Origin of the sequence: Kitasatospora sp. NPDC058444, from assembly GCF_042721415.1 — a bacterium.
Classification (GTDB): domain Bacteria; phylum Actinomycetota; class Actinomycetes; order Streptomycetales; family Streptomycetaceae; genus Kitasatospora.
Map to the genome: position 1 here is coordinate 361394 of NZ_JBHXLL010000003.1, position 20161 is coordinate 381554.

The 20161-nt window shown below is 72.6% G+C and carries 17 protein-coding genes; 7 read left to right on the forward strand and 10 right to left on the reverse strand.

What is annotated here, in order from left to right; genetic code table 11:
- Nucleotides 1-59: 59 nt before the first annotated feature.
- Nucleotides 60-695: a TetR/AcrR family transcriptional regulator gene (locus ACFWP2_RS06130; protein WP_380448798.1), complete on the forward strand. Its 636-nt coding sequence runs from the start codon at nt 60-62 to the stop codon at nt 693-695.
- 7 nt (nt 696-702) lie between these two features.
- Here ACFWP2_RS06130 and ACFWP2_RS06135 read toward each other — a convergent pair whose 3' ends face one another.
- Nucleotides 703-1653, reverse strand: a complete 951-nt coding sequence (locus ACFWP2_RS06135) for a LysR substrate-binding domain-containing protein (protein WP_380448800.1) — start codon at nt 1651-1653, stop codon at nt 703-705.
- Nucleotides 1654-1843: 190 nt separating this feature from the next.
- Here ACFWP2_RS06135 and ACFWP2_RS06140 point away from each other — a divergent pair, with 190 nt between their 5' ends.
- On the forward strand, nt 1844-2395 hold the full coding sequence (locus ACFWP2_RS06140) for a peroxiredoxin (RefSeq protein WP_030286645.1): 552 nt from the start codon (nt 1844-1846) through the stop codon (nt 2393-2395).
- Nucleotides 2396-2398: 3 nt separating this feature from the next.
- Entirely contained in the window at nt 2399-2941 is a 543-nt protein-coding gene (locus ACFWP2_RS06145; protein ID WP_380448804.1) for an alkyl hydroperoxide reductase, read from the forward strand.
- Between the two features lie 107 nt (nt 2942-3048).
- On the opposite strand, the gene ACFWP2_RS06150 is transcribed toward ACFWP2_RS06145, so the two are convergent.
- The 4 genes from ACFWP2_RS06150 to ACFWP2_RS06165 form a co-directional block, all read right to left on the reverse strand.
- The gene (locus ACFWP2_RS06150; RefSeq protein WP_380448806.1) at nt 3049-4611 is read right to left on the reverse strand and encodes an AI-2E family transporter; all 1563 of its coding nucleotides are present in this window, start codon (nt 4609-4611) and stop codon (nt 3049-3051) included.
- 529 nt (nt 4612-5140) lie between these two features.
- Nucleotides 5141-5896: a transglycosylase SLT domain-containing protein gene (locus ACFWP2_RS06155; RefSeq protein ID WP_380448809.1), complete on the reverse strand. Its 756-nt coding sequence runs from the start codon at nt 5894-5896 to the stop codon at nt 5141-5143.
- Between the two features lie 433 nt (nt 5897-6329).
- Nucleotides 6330-7664 (reverse strand): PhoH family protein, encoded by a 1335-nt coding sequence (locus ACFWP2_RS06160; protein ID WP_380448811.1) that lies wholly within the window; start codon nt 7662-7664, stop codon nt 6330-6332.
- A 321-nt stretch (nt 7665-7985) separates the two neighbouring features.
- Nucleotides 7986-8780 carry an isoprenyl transferase gene (locus ACFWP2_RS06165; protein ID WP_380448814.1) on the reverse strand — a complete coding sequence of 265 codons (795 nt, stop codon included), beginning with the start codon at nt 8778-8780 and terminating at the stop codon, nt 7986-7988.
- A gap of 399 nt (nt 8781-9179) precedes the next feature.
- On the opposite strand from ACFWP2_RS06165, the gene ACFWP2_RS06170 reads away from it, so the two are divergent.
- Nucleotides 9180-10799 (forward strand): chitinase, encoded by a 1620-nt coding sequence (locus ACFWP2_RS06170; protein WP_380448816.1) that lies wholly within the window; start codon nt 9180-9182, stop codon nt 10797-10799.
- Nucleotides 10800-10996: 197 nt separating this feature from the next.
- Here ACFWP2_RS06170 and ACFWP2_RS06175 read toward each other — a convergent pair whose 3' ends face one another.
- Nucleotides 10997-11713 (reverse strand): prepilin peptidase, encoded by a 717-nt coding sequence (locus ACFWP2_RS06175; protein ID WP_380448818.1) that lies wholly within the window; start codon nt 11711-11713, stop codon nt 10997-10999.
- Nucleotides 11714-12027: 314 nt separating this feature from the next.
- Between ACFWP2_RS06175 and ACFWP2_RS06180 the strand changes: the two genes are divergently transcribed.
- On the forward strand, nt 12028-13242 hold the full coding sequence (locus ACFWP2_RS06180; RefSeq protein WP_380448820.1) for a pyridoxal phosphate-dependent aminotransferase: 1215 nt from the start codon (nt 12028-12030) through the stop codon (nt 13240-13242).
- A gap of 152 nt (nt 13243-13394) precedes the next feature.
- Here the strand turns inward: ACFWP2_RS06180 and ACFWP2_RS06185 are convergent, their stop codons facing one another.
- Entirely contained in the window at nt 13395-15221 is a 1827-nt protein-coding gene (locus ACFWP2_RS06185) for a phosphoenolpyruvate carboxykinase (GTP) (RefSeq protein WP_380448822.1), read from the reverse strand.
- Between the two features lie 284 nt (nt 15222-15505).
- On the opposite strand from ACFWP2_RS06185, the gene ACFWP2_RS06190 reads away from it, so the two are divergent.
- Nucleotides 15506-16180, forward strand: a complete 675-nt coding sequence (locus ACFWP2_RS06190; RefSeq protein WP_380448824.1) for a hemolysin III family protein — start codon at nt 15506-15508, stop codon at nt 16178-16180.
- On the opposite strand, the gene ACFWP2_RS06195 is transcribed toward ACFWP2_RS06190, so the two are convergent.
- The 3 genes from ACFWP2_RS06195 to ACFWP2_RS06205 all read right to left on the reverse strand — a co-directional run bounded on the left by ACFWP2_RS06195 (nt 16151) and on the right by ACFWP2_RS06205 (nt 18922).
- Nucleotides 16151-16852: a hypothetical protein gene (locus ACFWP2_RS06195; RefSeq protein ID WP_380448826.1), complete on the reverse strand. Its 702-nt coding sequence runs from the start codon at nt 16850-16852 to the stop codon at nt 16151-16153. The genes ACFWP2_RS06190 and ACFWP2_RS06195 overlap by 30 nt on opposite strands.
- A gap of 436 nt (nt 16853-17288) precedes the next feature.
- Nucleotides 17289-18215, reverse strand: coding sequence for a hypothetical protein (locus ACFWP2_RS06200; RefSeq protein ID WP_380448829.1), 927 nt, complete (start codon nt 18213-18215; stop codon nt 17289-17291).
- An 8-nt stretch (nt 18216-18223) separates the two neighbouring features.
- A complete protein-coding gene (locus tag ACFWP2_RS06205) occupies nt 18224-18922 on the reverse strand; it encodes a papain-like cysteine protease family protein (RefSeq protein WP_380448831.1) in 699 nt (232 codons plus the stop codon).
- A 280-nt stretch (nt 18923-19202) separates the two neighbouring features.
- On the opposite strand from ACFWP2_RS06205, the gene ACFWP2_RS06210 reads away from it, so the two are divergent.
- Nucleotides 19203-20135, forward strand: a complete 933-nt coding sequence (locus ACFWP2_RS06210; RefSeq protein ID WP_380448960.1) for a hypothetical protein — start codon at nt 19203-19205, stop codon at nt 20133-20135.
- Nucleotides 20136-20161: the final 26 nt, after the last annotated feature.

Genomic DNA, 20161 nt, shown 5'->3' on the forward strand with positions numbered 1-20161 from the left:
AAAGTTGGCCGACAAGATCGAGCGACACAGTTGCCCGCTCGTGGCGCTACCCTGACTGGATGGCCCACGTCCCCGCCTCCGAACGCCGACCGCAACTGGTCCAGGCCGCCATCGACCTGATGACCAGGGAGGGAATCGCCGCCGGCAGCACCCGCGCGATCGCGGCCGAGCTGGGCGTGGCGCAGGCGACGGTGCACTACACCTTCGGCACCAAGAAGGACCTCTACCGGGCGGTCGTCGAGCAGCTGAAGTCCGACTTCGTCGGCGAGGTGCGCGCCGCCTCCCCCGGCGACGGCGCGTTCGGCGAACAGGTCGGCACCCTGGTGCACGCGCTCTGGGAGGCGGCCACCGGCGAGCACGGGCGCTGCGTGCTGCTGAGCGAGTTCGGGGCGCTGGCCATGCGCGACCCGGACATGCGGGAGATCATGCTCGGGCTCCAGCACGACGTCGAGGGCACCGCCACCGAGATGCTCGGCGCCCTCGCGGCCGCCCACGGGCTGACCCTGGCGCTGCCCGCCCGCCGGATCGCCGTCCACTTCCTCAACGGCTTCGACGGCCTGACGGCCCGCCACCTCACCCTGCACCGGCCCGGCGACCGGCCCGACCGGGAGACCCTGGCCGCACTGGACCTCCTGGTCGCCACGACGGTCGGGCTCTGCCTGGGCACCCCGGCGGAGATCCGGGACGCGCTCTAGGGCCGCTTCAGGAGACGATCCGGACCGGCAGCTCGACCAGCACCTCGCGCAGCGCGGCCGCGAAGCGCTCGTACTCGGCGCTGCGGGCCGAGCCCGGCCGGAAGGCCAGCCCGATCCGGCGGCCGGGGGGCGGGGCGGCGAAGCGGACGGCGGCCAGCCGGTCGGTGCGCCCGGCCTCGACGTCCAGCGCGGTGGCGGGCAGCAGGGTCACCCCGAGGCCGCCGGCGACCAGCTGGACCAGGGTGGACAGGCCGGCCGCGCGGGTGGTCGAGCCGGTCGGGTCGGCGCCGACCTCGCGGCAGATGTCCAGCGCCTGGTCGCGCAGGCAGTGGCCCTCCTCCAGCAGCAGCACGTCCAGGTCGAGCAGCACGTCGCGCGGCACGTCGATCCGCCCGGCGAGCGGGTGGCCGGGCGGGGTGAGCAGGACGAAGTCCTCGTCGAACAGCGGGATGTCCCTGGTCGGCGAGGCCCCGCCGGCCGGCAGCGCGAGCAGCAGGACGTCCAGCCGCCCGGCGGCCAGGCCCTCCAGCAGCGAGGGGGTGCGCTCCTCATGGACGTGCAGCTCCAGGTCCGGGAAGCGGTCGCGGACCAGCCTCAGCACGGTGGGCAGCAGGTAGGGCGCGACGGTCGGGATGACACCCAGGTGCAGTGGCCCGGTGAACGGGCGGCGGGCGGCCTCGACCTCCTCGGTGAGGGCCTGGAGCGAGGCGAGCACCCGCCGGGCGTGCGCGTGCACCCGCTCCCCCAGTGGAGTCACGATCACCTTGCGCGTCGTACGCTCGACCAGCTGCGCGCCCAGCGACTCCTCCAGCGCCGCGACCGCACCGGAGAGCGCGGGCTGGCTGGTCCCGGTGGCCGCGGCGGCCTCCCGGAAGTGCCGGTGCTCGGCCACCGCGACGAAGGCGCGCAGCTGGGCGACGGTCGGGGTGCGCGGGGCACGGACTGTGGCACTCGCCACAGTCGGGTCGCCCTTGGCGCCGCCCTTCCTGCGAGAGCCCGGCCGCGACGTGGGGGATTCAGTACTGATAACAATCTCCGATCAGACACATCCAGTGTAGCTATTTCCCTGATCAGTCCACGATGTGGAACTGTGAGTGGCGTCCGGATTCCGGACAAAGCTCCCCTCAAACACTTCAGGAGAAGCGAACGTGCTCACGATCGGTGACAAGTTCCCCGAGTTCGACCTCAAGGCCTGTGTCGACCTGGACGCCGCGAGCGCCTTCGCCGACATCGACCACAAGACCTACGAGGGCAAGTGGAAGATCGTCTTCTTCTGGCCGATGGACTTCACCTTCGTCTGCCCGACCGAGATCGCCGCGTTCGGCAAGCTGAACGACGAGTTCGCCGACCGTGACGCCCAGATCCTCGGCGTCTCCGGCGACTCCGAGTTCGTGCACCACGCCTGGCGCAAGGACCACAAGGACCTGCGCGACCTGCCCTTCCCGATGCTGGCCGACATCAAGCACGACCTGATGCGCGCCTGCGGCGTCGAGGGCGAGGACGGCACCGCCCAGCGCGCCGTCTTCATCGTCGACCCGAACAACGAGATCCAGTTCGTCATGGTGACCGCCGGCTCCGTCGGCCGTAACCCCAAGGAGGTCCTGCGGGTGCTGGACGCCCTGCAGACCGACGAGCTGTGCCCGTGCAACTGGAACAAGGGCGAGGACACCCTCGACGCCCAGGCCCTGCTGGCGGGCTGACCCATGGCTCTCGACGACCTGAAGGCCGCCCTCCCGGACTACGCCAAGGACCTCAAGCTCAACCTGGGCTCGGTCATCGGCAACTCCGACCTCCCCGCCCAGCAGCTCTGGGGCACCGTGCTGTCCTGCGCGATGGCCACCCGCAGCCCCGGCCTGCTGCGCGAGCTGGAGCCCGAGGCCAAGGCCAACCTGTCCCCGGAGGCGTACACCGCCGCCAAGGGCGCGGCCGCGATCATGGGGATGAACAACGTCTACTACCGGACGCTGCACCTGCTCTCCGACAAGGAGTACAGCACGATGCGGGCCGGTCTGCGGATGAACATCATCGGCACCCCGGGCGTCGAGAAGGTCGACTTCGAGCTCTGGTGCTTCGCGGTCTCCGCCATCAACGGCTGCGGCCAGTGCCTCGACTCGCACGAGGCCGTGCTGCGCAAGGCCGGCGTGGAGCGCGAGGTCGTCCAGGCCTCGATGAAGATCGCCGCCGTCCTCCAGGCCGTGGCCGGCGTCCTCGACGCCGAGGCCGCCCTGGCCGACGTCAACGCCTGACGCACCCGGCACCCCGACGGGCCCCTCTCCTCGCGGACATCACGTCCGCGAGGAGAGGGGCCCGTCGTCGTCCCTCCCGCCGAACCGGTGGCCCGGCCCGGCGCGGGTCAGTCGGTGGCGGGCGCGGCCGGGGCGGCGGGCTGCACGGCCGCGGTGCGCTCGGCGGTGCGCTCGGCGGCCTGGCCGGTCGCCTGTCCGGCCGACCGTCCGGCCGTCCGTTCGGCGGCCTCGCGGGCGGCTTCGAGCGCGGTGAAGACGGCCTGGCCCGCCTCGTTGCGGCGGCGCAGGTGGGTGACCACGGTGTTGGTGACGGCGATCAGCGGGACGGCGACCACCGCGCCGCCGATGCCCCCGATGATGCCGCCGGCCGCGACGCCGAGCACGACGCCGAGCGGGTGGACCCGGACGGCCCGGCCGAGGATCAGCGGCTGGAGGATGTGGCTCTCCACCTGCATCACCGCCACCAGCACCACCAGCACCATCAGCGCCGTCCACGGCCCCTGGGTGACCAGCGCGATCAGCACCGCGACGGTCCCGGTGATCAGTGCGCCGACCAGCGGGACGAAGGCGCCCAGGAAGATGATCACGGCCAGCGGCAGGGCCAGCGGCACGCCCAGCAGGTCGACGCCGATGCCGATGCAGAGCGCGTCGATGAAGGCCACGCAGACCGTGCCGCGCACATAGGCGGTGAGCGTCGCCCAGGCCTTCGGGCCGGCCCCGGCCATCGCGAAGCGGGAGTGCCGGGGCAGTCCGCGCAGCGCCCAGTTCCAGATCTTCGCGCCGTCGTAGAGGAAGAAGAAGGTGGTGAAGAAGGTCATCAGCAGGGCGGTCAGCACCTCGACGGCGATCTGCGCGCCGGTGATCGAGGCCGAGGTGAGCTGATCGGTGTTGGTGGTGATGGCCTTGGTGATCTGGTTGGCGAAGTCGGTGATCTGCTGCTGGGTCAGGTGCAGCGGCCCGGTGACCAGCCAGTCCCGCATCTGGTTGACGCCGGTCTTCACCTGGGTGGTGACGTCCGAGAGGTTGGTCGACACCTGCCAGACCACGAACCAGCCGACCAGTCCGATCCCGGCCAGGCCGCTGAGGAACACCCCGCCCGCCGCCAGCGAGCGCGGCACCCCGCGTCGGCGCAGCCAGGAGACCGACGGCTCCAGCAGCGCGGTGATCAGCAGCGAGGCCAGCACCGAGAAGGCGACCAGCCGCAGCATGTCGACCACGTAGAAGACGACGTAGAGCGCGGCCCCGAGCAGCAGCAGCCGCCAGGTCGACTCGGCTGCCACCCGCAGCCCCCACGGCACCGCCTCGGCCGGGGTGGCCGGGCGGCCCGGGTGGTACTCCCGCCCGAGCCCGGTGTGCGGGGCGTGCGCGACCGGCGCGGGCGCGGTGGCCGGCGCGGCGGTCGGCGGGACCGCCTCGACCGCCGGGACGGCCCCGGCCGCCGGGGCCGGGTCGGCCCGCGGGACGGGGACCGGTCCGGCCGCCTCGGCGAGCGCGGGGACGTGCGCGTCCACGAGCGCCGGAACGTGCCCGGCCGCCGACGACGGGAGGGCCGGTTCGTGCGGGTCGGCCGCCATCGCGGCCCGCCGGCGCCGTTCGATCACGGCGGCCGCGCTCGCCACCACGGCCACGCCCTTGGCCACGGCCTTGAAGGCCTTTCCGCCCCGCGCCATCCTCGCTACCACCGCTCCACTGCCGAACCCGCCGAACCCGCCGTGCCCGGCGGTACGCCGCGGGTCCCGCCGCGGCCGTCAGGGATGACGCTACCCGGCGAGGGTGCGGCCAGTCCGGTCGCAGCCGCGTTCGACTCGAAGCTCCCATCCCAACGAATCGGACAAAACGCCAGGTTCCATCCGGTTTCGGACGCGGTTCGCTGGGGAGGAGTCGGGACGAGACCCCGGAGTCGAGCCACCGAGGTCCCCCGCGGCCAACTGTCGGCGGACCGGCCGGTGCGGGGAGCAACCAGGACCCCTTCCCGCGCCCCGCGTCCGCACCCGGGACCGCACCGCCCGAGGGCGCCATGGTCAGCGCAGCCCGGGCGGCGCGGTCCGCCTGTCGTCCGCGCCCCTCGCGCCGCGCCTCTCACCCTCGCGCCCCGCACTGCGCCCGACCCCGGGAACACCACGGCCCCCGGCCGCGCGCCCGAGGAGGGCGAGCGGCCGGGGGCCGTGCGGAACCGCGCCGCCGGGGCGGCAGCCGTTCCTAGTACCAGTTGTGGGACTGCCAGAACGACCACGCACCGCAGGGGCTGCCGTAGCGGGAGTTCATGTAGCCGACGCCCCACTTGATCTGGGTGGCCGGGTTGGTCCGCCAGTCGGCACCGGCCGAGGCCATCTTGGTACCGGGCAGCGCCTGGACCAGACCGTAGGCACCGGAGCTCTTGTTGGTCGCGGTGTAGTCCCAGCCGCTCTCGCGCTTCACGATCTGGCTGAAGCACTGGAACTGCGCGTCGTTGCCGACGATCTGCCGGGCCAGGTCCTGGACCGAGCCGGGGCTGACCGAGACCGGCGGAGCGTCGTCGACCGCGGTCATCGCGGAACGGGACTTGGACCGGTTCGCGGCGGCCTCGTCGGCCTTCCGCTTGTCGTCCGCGGCCTTGGCGGCCTTCTCCGCGTCGGCCTTGGCCTGGGCATCGGCCTTCGCCTGGGCGTCCGCGGCGGCCTGCTGGCGCGCGGCCTCCTCGGCGGCCTTCTGCTCCGCGGCGGCCTTGGCGGCGGCGTCGGCGGAGGCCTGCTGGGCGGATGCCTGCTGGCCGATGTTGTCACTGATGGTCTGCGCCTGGGCGCCAGAGGGGACTTCGGCAAGCAGGGTCGCGCCGGCGACGTCGACCGTCTGCGTCGTCTTGCCCTCGCTGCCCGAGGCCATGCCCACGACGGCACCGACAGCGGTGACGGCGGTGGCGGAGGCCACAGCGACTCCCCGGACCGAGATCCGAGTCACATGGATTCCTTCCAGCATCGCCCACGCGTGACCGTGCGGGCGCAACATGCCCCTTGGCACGGACCTCCGCATGGTGCTCTGGTCACGGGAGGTGCTGGCCCGGCGTCCGGCCGAGGTGAGGCGACCAGGCGTTGAGATCGGGCGGCGTACGGCTCAACGGTCTTCAATTGTGTGTCCACCGACCGGAGTTGGCGGACCATCCGGGGCCTGACTTCCGGAGCCCGGAAGCCCTGCCGCGCCGTACGCGGGGCCTGACAGAACCCTCACCATGCCGCACCGGGCACTGTCGACGCAATTCCCGTTCGCGTGGCGCATGTCACATCCACCGTACGGCAGTTCCCCGGACGGAAAGCACTCGATGTGATGAAACGGGCGGAGCCCGCTCCCTCAGGAACGGGCTCCAGGTCATGAGTTGACCATATTGTCCCACTATGCCCCGATCAGGGGCGGATCACGGGTGGATGTCCTCCAGCATCTCCGTGACCAGCGCCGCGATCGGCGAACGCTCCGAGCGGGTGAGCGTGATGTGGGCGAAGAGTGGATGACCCTTCAGCTTCTCCACCACCGCCACCACACCGTCGTAGCGGCCCACCCGGAGGTTGTCCCGCTGCGCCACGTCGTGGGTGAGCACCACCCGCGAGCCCTGGCCGATCCGGGACAGCACCGTCAGCAGGACGTTCCGCTCCAGCGACTGCGCCTCGTCCACGATCACGAAGGCGTCGTGCAGCGAGCGCCCCCGGATGTGGGTCAGCGGCAGCACCTCCAGCATCCCGCGGGAGATGACCTCCTCGATCACGTCCGGGGTGGTGACGGCGGAGAGGGTGTCGAAGACCGCCTGCGCCCAGGGGCCCATCTTCTCCGCCTCGGAGCCGGGCAGGTAGCCCAGCTCCTGGCCGCCGACCGCGTACAGCGGCCGGAAGACCATCACCTTGCGGTGCTGCCTCCGCTCCAGCACCGCTTCCAGCCCCGCGCACAGCGCCAGCGCCGACTTCCCGGTGCCGGCCCGGCCGCCCATCGAGACGATCCCGATCTCCGGGTCGAGCAGCAGGTCCAGCGCCACCCGCTGTTCGGCGCTGCGCCCGCGCAGCCCGAACGCCTCGCGCTCCCCGCGCACCAGCCGCACCCGGCCGTCGCCGGTGACCCGGCCGAGCGCCCGGCCGCGCTCCGAGGTCAGCACCAGTCCGGTGTGGACGGGCAGCTCGGTGGCCCCGTCGACGTCCACCCCAATGTCGTGGCCGGCCGAGAACAGCGCGTCCACCTGGTCGGCCGGGACGTGCAGCTCGGACATGCCCGTCCAGCCCGAGGTGATCGCCAGCTCGGCCCGGTACTCCTCGGCGAGCAGGCCCACCGAACTGGCCTTGATCCGCAGCGGCAGGTCCTTGGACACGACTGTCACGTCGTAGCCCTCGGCCTGGAGGTTGCGGGCGACCGCGAGGATCCGGGTGTCCGCCTCACCGCCGCCGGCCCGGTAGCCGATCGGCAGTATCGACACGTCGGAGTGGTTGAGCTCGACCCGGATGGTGCCGCCGAGCTCGCCGACCGGGATCGGCTCGTCGAGCCGGCCGTGCCGGATGCGGTAGTCGTCGAGCAGCCGCAGCGCCTGGCGGGCGAAGTAGCCCAGCTCCGGGTGGTGCCGCTTGGCCTCCAGCTCGGTGACGACCACCACCGGGAGGACGACCTCGTGCTCCTCGAAGCGGGTCATGGCGAGCGGGTCCGCCAGGAGCACGCTGGTGTCGAGAACGTACGTGCGCCGGTCTGGTGTCCGGCGGCTCTTGGAACTGACCACTAGGCCTCCAGAGCGGATGACCCTGCGTCATCCGCGGCAAGCCGGCCCCCGCTGCCCCGATGGCCTCGGGCCCGGACTGACTGGAGTATTCCCAGGCGGGGAGCGGTGCATTCGCGCCCCCGGAGAACTGACGGATCATTGCCGGTGAACGTTTGGCCTCGCGCGGGCGCCGGGTAGGCCAGGCCTACGGCGGTCATTTCGTCCGGACGCTCGGGCCCGGGACGACCGGCCCAGGACTGTGGGACAGGACTGTGGGAACGGCCGGGACCACGGCCCCGTCAGGACTGCGGGAACGGTGGGAACCGCCGGGAGCCGCCGGGGCTACAGCCCCATCCGCCGGTTGCGCTGCTCGTACGCGCGCAGTGCGCGCAGGAAGTCGACCTTGCGGAAGGCCGGCCAGTACGCCTCGCAGAAGTAGAACTCGCTGTGGGCGCTCTGCCAGAGCAGGAAGCCGGACAGCCGCTGCTCGCCCGAGGTGCGGATGATCAGGTCCGGGTCGGGCTGGTTGCGGGTGTACAGGTGCTCGGCGATGTGCTCGACGGTCAGGATCTCGGCCAGTTCCTCGATCGAGGTGCCGCGCCCGGCCTGCTCCTGGAGCAGCGAGCGGACGGCGTCGGCGATCTCGTGCCGGCCGCCGTAGCCGACCGCGACGTTGACCGTTATGCCGTCGATGTCGGCGGTCTGGTCGGCGGCCCGCTTGAGCACGTCGGCGGTGTGCTGCGGCAGCAGGTCCAGCGCGCCGACCGGGTTGACCCGCCAGCGGCGGGCGGCGGCCAGGCCGGTGACGGCGTCCTCGATGATGCCGAGCAGCGGGACGAGCTCGTCGGCCGGGCGGTCCAGGTTGTCGGTGGAGAGCATCCAGAGGGTGACGACCTTGACGTGGGTCTCGTCGCACCAGCCGAGGAACTCGCTGATCTTGTCGGCGCCGCGCCGGTGACCGTACGCGGTGGAGCCGCCGGCCGCCTTGGCCCAGCGGCGGTTGCCGTCCAGGATCACGCCGATGTGCCGCGGGGTGCTCGCGAGGTGGACCTCGACCCGTCGACCGTAGAGCCCGTACATCCCGCCGAGCAGGGTGCGCAGCCCCGGCGTCCGTTCGGCGACATCGCGCAGACCCATGTTTCCCGGCCCCTCCGTGCTCGTTGCAACTGGTGCGTCTCCGCCCCCGGCGCAGCCTACTCCGGCGCACAGGTGCGCGGTAAAGCCGCAGGTAGCGGTCTGGTCACGGTCCTGTACGAAGTCTGTCGCGACGGGCGTGTCGGGGGTCGTCCGGACGGGCCGCGGGCCCCTCGCGGGGCTCCTGGGACGCGGACACGGAACGGTCTCCGAATCCTTAACGGAACCGTAAGCCGTCCGTCCGATGCTTGACGACCGGTAATGGTCTAGTCCAGCTTTTGATCCGGGACGGAACGATCCTCCTGCTCCGCCCCGCAGGCTCACTTCGGACCTCCCCTCCCCCACACGCGGCCGCCGCGCCCCCCACCGCGGCGGCCGCTCCTCCCCCAGGAGCGTCACCCCATGGCCCGTACGCTGAACCAGCCCACGCACAAGCGCCGGCGCAGCCCCCTCCCGGCCGTCGCGGCCGGTGCCACCGCCCTCGCCCTGGCCGGCGGCGGCCTCGCCCTCTTCGCGGGCGGCGCCAGCGCGGCGGTCGGCAACCTGGTCGACAACGGCGGCTTCGACGGCGGGCTCGGGGGCTGGACCTGCACCGGCGCCGCGACCGCGGTCTCCGCCCCGGTCCACTCCGGCACCGGCGCGCTCCAGGCGACCCCGGGCGCCGGTGACACCGCCGAGTGCACCCAGACCATCAGCGTGCTGCCCAACACCAGCTACACGCTGAGCGCCTGGGTCCAGGGCCCGTACGTCTACCTCGGTGCGCGCGGCACCGGCGGCACCGACCCGTCCGCCTGGTCGAACCAGAACAGCTGGAACCAGCTGTCCACCACCTTCACCACCGGGGCGAACTCCACCAGCGTCACCGTGTACCTGCACGGCTGGTACGGCCAGAGCGCCTACCTGGCCGACGACGTCGCGCTGATCGGCCCCGGCGGCACCGGCACCCCGTCGCCGACCGCGACGCCGACCCCCACCGCGACGCCGACGGCCACCGCCTCCCCCACGGCCACCGCGACGCCCACCCGGACGGCGACCCCGACGCCCACCCAGACCCCGACGCCCACCCAGACCGCGACGGCGACCCCCACCGCCACGCCGACCAGCACCACCCCGCCGGCCACCGGTCTGCCCGCCCACGTGGTCACCGGCTACTGGCAGAACTTCGACAACAACTCGACCGTGCAGCGGCTGAGCGACGTCCAGAACGCGTACGACATCATCGCGGTGTCCTTCGCCGACGCCGTGCCGACCAGGACCGGCGCGATCAGCTTCACCCTGGACCCGGGTCTGTCCAAGGCGCTCGGCGGCTACACCGACGCCCAGTTCCGCGCCGACATCAAGGCCAAGCAGGCGGCCGGCAAGAAGGTCATCCTCTCCATCGGCGGCCAGAACGGCGCGATCACCGTCGGGGACGCCACCGCCGGCGCCAACTTCGTCGACAGCGCCTACGCGATCATCAAGGACTACGGCTTCGACGGCATCGACGTCGACCTGGAGAACGGCGTCCAGGCCGGCCCGCTCGGCGACGCGCTGCACGCCCTGCAGGCCAAGGTCGGCCGCGGCTTCGTCCTGACCATGGCCCCCGAGACCATCGGGATGTACAGCACCGCCGGCGCCTACTTCCAGCTGGCGCTGAAGACCAAGGACATCCTCACCGTCGTCAACACCCAGTTCTACAACTCGGGCGGCATGAACGGCTGCGACGGCAAGGTCTACAACCAGGGCACCATCGACTTCATCACCTCGCAGGTCTGCACCCACATCCAGGGCGGCCTGCGGCCGGACCAGGTGGGCATCGGCGTCCCGGCCTCCAGCAGGGCGGCGGGCGGCGGCTACGTCTCGCCGACCGTGGTGAACAACGCGCTGGACTGCCTGGCCACGGGCAACAACTGCGGCAGCTTCGTGCCGCCGGCCAAGTGGCCGACCATCCGCGGCGCGATGACCTGGTCGACCAACTGGGACGTCAACAACGGCAACGCGTTCTCCAACGCGGTCGGCCCGTTCGTCCACAAGATGCCGTAACGGCACCGGGAACCAGCACGTCACTCCCCCGGCGCGCCGCTCCTTGAGGGTGGAGCCCGCGCGCCGGCGGCGGGGCCCGTCGCACCGACCGGTGCGGCGGGCCCTTCCGCTTCCCCGCCCCTGGTCGGCTGTCCCCTTACTACCCGCCGCTCTTACCTGCTGCCTGGCGCCGGCTGCCCGTCACCTGCTGCCCCGACTCACCGCGCCAGGACCGCGGTGAGCGTGCCGAGCAGCAGGAACGGGCCGACCGGGAGGTCCAGCCCGCGCACCGGGCGGCGGCGGGCCAGCGCGGCGGCGGCCCGCAGGGTGCCCCACAGCCCGGCGAGCACCATCGCGGCGAACACCCCGCCGAGCGCCACCGACCAGCCGTACCAGCCGAGCAGCCCGCCCAGGGCGAGCCCGAGCGGGGAGTCCCCGGGGCCCAACGCGCCCAGCCAGACGGCCAGTTCGAGCAGTCCCCCGACGGCGAGCGCGACCAGCAGGCAGCGCAGCGCCACCCCGGGCCCGGCGGTCGGCACCGCCGCCAGCAGCAGCGCCGCCACCCCGCCGAGCAGGGGCACGGTCAGCCGGTACGGCAGCCGGCGCACCCGCGCGTCGACGAAGCCGAGCGCCACGCCGAGCGCCGCCGCCCAGCCCATCGCCAGGGTCACCACCACGAGCCGGTCCGCCGCGTACGCCACCGCGACGGCGACCGCCGCCGCGACCGCCTCCACCGCCCAGGGGCCGGCGCCCAGCCGCTCCCGGCAGCCCGGGCAGCGCCCGGTCGGCGGCAGCAGGCGCACCCGGCGCCCGCAGGACGGGCAGGCCTCGCACCAGGACTCGCCCTCCGGCACCGCGAACCGGGCGATCAGCCCGCGCAGCGGCGCAGCCGCCAGGAGACCGACCAGCACCGCCGCCACCACGACCGGGACCACCGGCGCACCCCCTCTTCGACCGACGAGACCGACGCGTTCGGCGCGACCGGTCCGGCGCGGTCGACGCGACCGATCCGGCGCAACCGACGCGACCGGCCCCATCCTCCCGCGCCGGGCGGTGTGCCGTCCGTCTCGTTCCGTACGGCAGCACGGCGGCGCTCCTCGCGTACGCGGGCATTCCGGACATTCGACGACCGGTTCGGAAGGCCGCCCGCCACCCCCGCCTGCCGATCCAAGGGTGCGCGGGAGCACCCGACATGCACCCCCACGGAGACCCGCCGCACCGCCCCTCCGTACCCCTAAAGTAGGCGGACATGCAGGTCATCCAGTCCAGCAAGCTCGCCAACGTCTGCTACGACATCCGCGGCCCGGTGCTCGACGAGGCGATGCGGCTGGAGGCGCAGGGCCACCGCATCCTCAAGCTCAACACCGGCAACCCGGCCGTCTTCGGTTTCGAGGCGCCCCCGGAGATCCTCCAGGACATCCTGCGCAACCTCGCCGACGCGCACGGCTACGGCGACTCCAAGGGCCTGCTCTCCGCCCGCCGCGCGGTGGTCATGCACTACGAGGAGCGCGGGCTGCACGGCCTCTCCGTCGACGACGTCTTCCTCGGCAACGGCGTCTCCGAGCTGATCCAGCTGGCCATGACCGCGCTGCTGGACGACGGCGACGAGGTGCTCGTCCCGGCCCCCGACTACCCGCTGTGGACCGCCTCGGTCTCACTGGCCGGCGGCACCGCGGTGCACTACCGCTGCGACGAGCAGTCCGAGTGGTACCCGGACCTCGCCGACATCGAGGCCAAGGTCACCGACCGGACCAGGGCCATCGTGGTGATCAACCCGAACAACCCGACCGGCGCGGTCTACCCGCGCGAGGTGCTGGAGGGCATCGCGGAGATCGCCCGCCGGCACGACCTGGTGGTCTACGCGGACGAGATCTACGACAAGATCCTCTACGACGACGCCGAGCACGTCCCGCTGGCCACCCTGGCCCCGGACCTCTTCTGCGTCACCTTCAACGGACTGTCCAAGGCGTACCGGGTCGCCGGCTTCCGCTCCGGCTGGATGGTGCTCTCCGGCGACCGGCGCCGGGCCCGCAGCTACATCGAGGGCCTGACCGTGCTCGCCTCGATGCGGCTGTGCGCCAACATGCCCGCGCAGCACGCGGTGGCCGCCGCGCTCGGCGGGCGGCAGTCGATCCGCGACCTGGTGCTGCCCGGCGGCCGGCTGCACGCCTCGCGGGACGCCGCGTACGAGCTGCTGAACCGGATCCCGGGGGTCAGCTGCGTCAAGCCCAAGGGCGCGCTGTACGCCTTCCCCCGGCTGGACCCCAAGGTCCACAAGATCAAGGACGACGCCCGGATGGTGCTGGACCTGCTGCGCTCCCAGCGCATCCTGCTGGTCCAGGGCACCGGCTTCAACTGGCCGGAGCCGGACCACTTCCGGCTGGTCACGCTGCCCCGGGCGGAGGAGATCACCGACGCGGTGACCCGGATCGGGGACTTCCTCGGCGGTTACGTCCAGCCGTAGCCGCCGCGGGAAAACACTACGGCCGGAGTCCCGGCCCGGGCGATCTCCTTGGTCGGGGGAAAATCGCCCGGCGGAACTCCGGCCGTCCTGCCGCTCGGCGGGGCGCGCGGTTCGTGCCGCGCGCCCGCCTCTCTCCCGGCTGAGGCTCAGGCTCAGCCGAGGCGCGCGACGAGGTTCCGGTACTCGTCCCACAGCTCCTTCGGGGTGTGGTCGCCGAAGGTCTCCAGGTGGGCCGGCACGAGGGCGGCCTCCTGGCGCCAGATGTCGGCGTCCACGGTGAAGAGCAGGTCGAGGTCCTCCTTGGACAGGTCCAGGTCGCCGAGGTCGAAGCCCTCGACGGTCGGCAGCACGCCGATCGGGGTCTCGACGCCCTCGCCGGTGCCCTCCAGGCGCTCGACGATCCACTTGAGCACGCGGCTGTTCTCGCCGTAGCCGGGCCAGACGAACTTGCCCTCGGCGTCCTTGCGGAACCAGTTGACGTAGTAGATCTTCGGCAGCTTGGCGGTGTCCGCCTGGGCGCCGACCTTCAGCCAGTGGGCGAAGTAGTCGCCCATGTTGTAGCCGCAGAACGGCAGCATCGCGAACGGGTCGCGGCGCAGCTCGCCGACGGTGCCCTCGGCGGCGGCGGTCTTCTCGGAGGCGATGTTGGCGCCGAGGAAGACACCGTGCTGCCAGTCGAAGGACTCCGTCACCAGCGGGACGGCGGTGGCGCGGCGGCCGCCGAACAGGATCGCCGAGATCGGCACGCCCGCCTGGTCCTCCCACTCCGGGGCGATGGTCGGGCACTGCGCGGCCGGGACGGCGAAGCGGGCGTTCGGGTGGGCGGCGGGGGTGCCGGACTCGGGGGTCCAGTCGTTGCCGCGCCAGTCGGTCAGGTGCGCCGGGGGCTCCTCGGTGAGGCCCTCCCACCACACGTCGCCGTCGTCGGTGAGGGCGACGTTGGTGAAGACGGTGTTGCCCCAGAGGGTGTCGATGGCGTTGGCGTTGGTGTCCACGCCGGTGCCGGGGGCGACGCCGAAGAAGCCGGCCTCGGGGTTGATGGCGTACAGGCGGCCGTCGGCGCCGAAGCGCATCCAGGCGATGTCGTCGCCGATCGTCTCGACCTTCCAGCCCGGGACCGTCGGCTGGAGCATGGCCAGGTTGGTCTTGCCGCAGGCCGAGGGGAAGGCGGCCGCGACGTACTTGGCCTCGCCGTTCGGCGGGGTGAGCTTCAGGATGAGCATGTGCTCGGCCAGCCAGCCCTCGTCGCGGGCCATGGTCGAGGCGATGCGCAGCGCGTAGCACTTCTTGCCGAGCAGGGCGTTGCCGCCGTAGCCCGAACCGAAGGACCAGATCTCCTTGGTCTCCGGGAAGTGCGAGATGTACTTGGTGCTGTTGCACGGCCACGGCACGTCCGCCTGGCCCTCGGCGAGCGGGGCGCCGACGGTGTGCACGGCCTTGACGAAGTCGCCGTCCTCGCCGAGCTGGTCCAGCACGGCCTGGCCCATGCGGGTCATCACGCGCATGGAGACGGCGACGTAGGCGGAGTCGGTGATCTCGACGCCGTACGCGGCCAGCGGGGAGCCGACCGGGCCCATCGAGAAGGGCACGACGTACATCGTGCGGCCCTTCATCGCGCCGCGGAAGAGACCCTGCTCGCCCTGGAAGAGCTCCCGCATCTCGGCGGGGGCCTTCCAGTTGTTGGTCGGTCCGGCGTCCTTCTCCTGCTCGGAGCAGATGAAGGTGCGGTCCTCCACGCGCGCCACGTCCGTGGGGTCCGAGGCGGCGTAGTAGGAGTTGGGGCGCTTCTCCTCGTTGAGCTTCTTGAAGGTGCCCTGCGCCACCAGCAGGTCCGCGAGGCGCTGGTACTCCTCGTCGGAACCGTCGCACCACTCGATGCGGTCCGGCTGGGTGAGCTCGGCGATCTCGCTCACCCAAGCGAGCAGCTGCTTGTGGCGGGTGGGCGCGGATGCGCTGAGAGCAGAGATCTCGTACGACACGATCGCTCCGTTTCACGCCATCTCGGCGAGGAGATGGCGTCGCGGGGGTCTGAGGGTGCTTGCAGCGTAGCTCCGGACTCAAGGCCGGAACGCGGCGAAGCGTCGAAATTGACGCACCCTTTACTCCAGCCAGTATGATTACCCACCAGTAACAAGCCGGGAGAACCCGCGACGGAGTGCGCGGCGCCACACTCCTATTACTCCAAAACGTCCAACAGTGACGATCGCCACTTCCTACGCGCCAGTAACCTACGGAGCCGTAGGTATTGGGTAGCATGCTGCGCATGACTGCTGCTGCGCTCGCGGAGAGTGCACTCACGGAGAGCAAGCCGAAGTGGCGCGGCTGGCTGCACGCCGGGATGTTCCCCGCCACGGTGGCCGCCGGGATCGTGCTGATCTGCCTGGCCGACTCCACGCCCGCCAGGATCGCCTGCGCGATCTACTCGGTCAGCGCCTGGCTGCTGTTCGGGGTCAGCGCGGTGTACCACCGCTTCGACTGGGGCCCGCGCGGGGACGCCGTGCTGCGCCGGCTGGACCACGCGAACATCTTCCTGATCATCGCGGGCACCTACACGCCGTTCACGATGCTGCTGCTCAAGGGCGCCGACCAGCAGCTGCTGCTCTGGGCGGTCTGGGGCGGCGCGCTGGCCGGGATCGCGTTCCGGGTGTTCTGGGTCGGCGCGCCGCGCTGGCTGTACACGCCGGTGTACCTCGCGCTGGGCTGGGCCGCCGCCTTCTTCCTGCCGGACTTCCTGCACACCGGCGGGGTCGCCGTCCTGGTGCTGATGATCGTCGGCGGAGTGCTCTACAGCGTCGGCGGCGTGGTGTACGGGCTCAAGAAGCCCAACCCCTCACCGCGCTGGTTCGGGTTCCACGAGGTGTTCCACGCCTTCACCCTGGGGGCGTTCATCGTCCAGTACGTCGGCGTCTCACTGGTGGCGTACAGCACGACCGGCTGATCCCGGCGCACCCCGACGGGCGGTCGAACGGTCCACGGACCGGCCGGCCGCCCGTTCCGCTGTCCAGGGCCGCTCGTACGGGGCCCTCAGCTGGGGGCGGCGCGGAGAGGACGGGTGGTCGGCCCCGCCGGACTCCGACTGCGGGCCCGGGTCCTGCAGCGGCCCGTACGCGTGGTGGTGCTCGCCGTAGGCGTGGTGCTCGGACCCGTGCACGAGGTACTGCTCCCCCTGCGTGTGGTGCTGCCCCCCGTGCGCGTGGTGCTGCCCCCCGTGCGACTCCCGGCGGGGCTCGCGCGACTCCCGGTACGGCTCGCGCGACGCGTCGGGCGTCGTCGGGAACGCCGCGGACCCGGACCACCGCGACGCACCGGCCGAGCGGGCCCGCGCCTGCCGGGCGTCGAGCGCCTCACGGGCCCGTCGGCAGCGCTCGCAGTGCGCGGCGTCCGGGATGCCGCGCCGCGGGCGGTGCCGGACCGGGGACTGATCGCCGTGCAGCGCGCGCCAGCGGCGGGCGACGTAGACCATGAGCAGCAGGGTCTCGGCCCCGGCGACCGCCAGGACCAGCGGGGCGCCCTTGATCAGATAGGCCGCGACCACGGCCAGCGCAGAGCCCACCACCACCGCCGAACCCCACACCTGGGTGCTCATCTGCTTGTCGTCCGCGTCGGCCACTTCGGTCCCCTTTCCCGGTGCCGGGCTCGTGGTCGGCTCCCGCCGCCCCACCTCTTCTCCGCTCTCGGCACGCGTCGGCCAGCACTGACCGATTGCCACATGGTATCTACCGACAGTCATGGCCAACTGCCCCGGGGCGGCGAACGACAGATCAACGTTGCGTCAATTCCTCGTGCGGAAGCAGCACTTCCAGGACACATCACGGAGCGTAGCCGGCGCTCGGCCTCCCGGATCGGCGTCCCGGATCGCCCGGGGCAGCACGAAGGGGCGCCGGATCGGCGCCCCTTCGGGTGATTCCCTCTGCTGCTGTTGGTGCGGTTACTGCGGTTGGTGCGGTTGCTGCGGTTGGTGCCGTGCTCCCCTCTGTTCTGTTCCGGGGGCGGGTTCCCCAGGCACGGAGGCGGCGGGGCCCGGTCCGACCGGGCCCCGCCCGCCGTCAGCCGCGGCGGACGCCCGCCCTCCGCCGCAGCACGGCACCCGCGCCCACCAGCGCGGTGGCCCCCAGGGCGGCCGCGGCCGTCACGGCCGGCAGCACCGAACCGTCGCCCGGGGCTTGCGCCACGGCCACGGCCGCGGTGTCCGGCGCGGCGACCGGCGCGGCCGCGAGCTGCGGCGCGGCGTCCACCTGGTAGCCGCCGCCCCGGCCCACCCGGTCGTACGCCGAGCCGGGCAGCTTGTCCCCGTACCGCTGGTGCACCAGCTGCTGGTACGCGGCCAGGGTGACCCCGCCCGCACCCACCGAGCGCCGGGCCTCGTCGTCCAGCGGCAGCACCCGGCCGTCGCGCAGCACGTACCAGGCGTTGACCTGCGGTTCACGGAAGGCGGTGCCGCCGCCGCTGCCCGCCGCCTTCGCCGCGTAGTCGCTCTCGTCGCCGCCCGAGGCGATGTTGACCACCTTCCAGGCCCCGTCCTGCCGCACGGTCCAGACCGAGGCGCTCTGCCCGTCCGCCGCGACCACCTTGCTGGCGGTGAACTCGGCCTTCGCCACCGGTGCGCCCGGGGTGCCGGCCACGAAGCCGGGGTCCAGCAGGTACACCGGCACGGTGTCGCCGGCCAGTCGCGGCTCGGCCGCGCTCGCCGCCCGGGCCTCCTCGGCGGCGCCGATGGTCAGCTGCTGCGTCGGCGGGACGCCCTTGCGGGCGAAGAAGTGGCCGACCTTGTCGAGGACGGCCGGGTCCTGGACCGCGCTGCGGGCCCGCGCCAGTTCGGCGGCGGGCACCGGGGCCGGGGCGGACGGGGAGTCCGCGTGCGCGGCCGGGGCGAGCGCCAGCGCGAGGCCCGCGGTGAGCAGGACGGTGACGGCGGAGGTGGCGGACGTGCGGGCGGCGGAGGCGGCCCGACGGCGGCTCGTGGTCTCGGTCATGGTCGTCCTCACGCGCCGATCCGGTACAGGGAGTGGGTCCACGAGAACGTGTCGTTGTTCACGTAGTACCAGTAATCCGCCCAGTTGTAGCGGTAGTTGGAGGGCCACGGGTCGCCCCAGTAGACCCAGTTGTTGCCGGTGTCGTAGCCGTACAGGACGTGCATGTGGCCGCCGCCCGAGCTCCACTGGATGCGCGTCTCGATCGGGCGGTTGGCGTTCACCTCGGACTGCACGGTGCCGTAGTTCAGGTACCCGTTGACGTACGAGCCCGGGTTGATGCCGACCCGGTTCAGCCCGTTCTGCACATCGCCCAGCGTGGCCTGGCTGTTGGGGCAGCTGGAGTTGGCGGCGCGACCGAACGCGGCGTTGCAGAACTCGTTCTGGCTGTAGGTGTAGCCGAACCAGGTGGCGATGGTGTTCCCGCTCGCCGCCCAGCACCAGTTGGTCTGCTGTTGCTGCTGCATGGTGATGTTGAGCTTCTTGTACGTGCCGGCCAGATCGGCCGTGCTGCCGGGCGCGGCGGCCTGGCGGACCTGGTGCGCGGCCCGGTCCTGGGCCGGGCCCTGGGCCTGCGCGCCGTACCGGGCCGGCTGACCGGCCGGGGCGGCGATCGCGGGCGCGGCCGCCGCGGCGGTGAGCGCCGGGCCGAGCACGCCGAGGGCGAGCAGCGAGACCGCGCGGCGCAGCCGTATCCGTGGAACTGGCATGGGGGAGGTGCCTCCTTGCGCGAGTGGAGCGAGGTGCTGTGTGGGGGCGCGGTCCGGATCGCGCCCCGAGCATCGCGCCTCGCCAGGTACCGGTCAACGGGCCTCGACGGGGCCCGGACCGAGGTGTGAACGGGCGGACGCGGATGTGAACGACACCCCGGAAACCCCCGCGCAGCAGGCCCGGACCGGTGACAAACCGCCGCATCGATGTGAATATTCACGGTCAAACGGCGGTCCCCCGGACCCGCCCGCGCCGGACCGCCCGCCCCAGGAGGCCGCCATCCACAGGAGCGACCCAGCCGACCTCGCCGCCGCCCTGCGCACCGGCCCCTTCCACCTCGCCCTGCGCACCGCGATCTCCGCCCGGGGCCTCGCCCTCCACCGCGTCCGCCGCCACCTCGCCCTGCGCGGCGTCAACGTCGGCCTGACCAGCCTCAGTTACTGGCAGCAGGGCCGCCGCCGCCCGGAACGCGCCGAGTCACTGCGCGCCGTCGCCGCCCTGGAGGAGGTCCTCGACCTGCCCGAGCACTCCCTGACCCGGCTGCTCGGCCCCCGCCGCACCGCCGACCCCGCCCCGGCCGGCCCGCCCGTGCGGCCCTACCGCGACCTCATCTCACCGGCCGGGGCCGTCGACGGACTGCTCGCCACCCTCGCCGGCCCGCGCGACACCGGGCTGCACACCATCACCCACATCGAACGCATCCGGGTCGGCCCCGACCGCCGGCTCGCCCGCCGCGACTCCCAGCACGCCCTGCGCGCCCACCGCGACGGCATCGACCGCTACCTCGCCCTCTACCAGGGCGACCCGGGCAGCGACATCAGCCGCGTCGGCGTCCGCGCCGAGGAGAACTGCCGCCCCGGCCGCATCCGCCGCGACCAGGCCCACCACCTCCTCGCCGCCGAACTCCTCCTCGACCGCCGCCTGCGCACCGGCGACACCCACCTGCTCGGCTACGGCTTCGACGAAGCCCCCTCCCCCGAGCCCAGCTGCGAATACGTCCGCGGCTTCAACTCCGGCGCCGGCCAGTACGTCCTCCAGATCACCTTCCACCCCGCGGCCCTCCCCGTCCGCTGCCACCGCTTCGCCCTCCACTCCCCCGGCGCCGCCCCGTACGAGACCGAGGAACTCACCCTCGACGGCCACCACTGCGTCCACCTGGTCGCCACGGCGCTGCGGCCGTGCCTGCTGGGGATCCGCTGGGACTGGGAGTGACGGCCCGGGTGGCCGGGTGCCCGGGT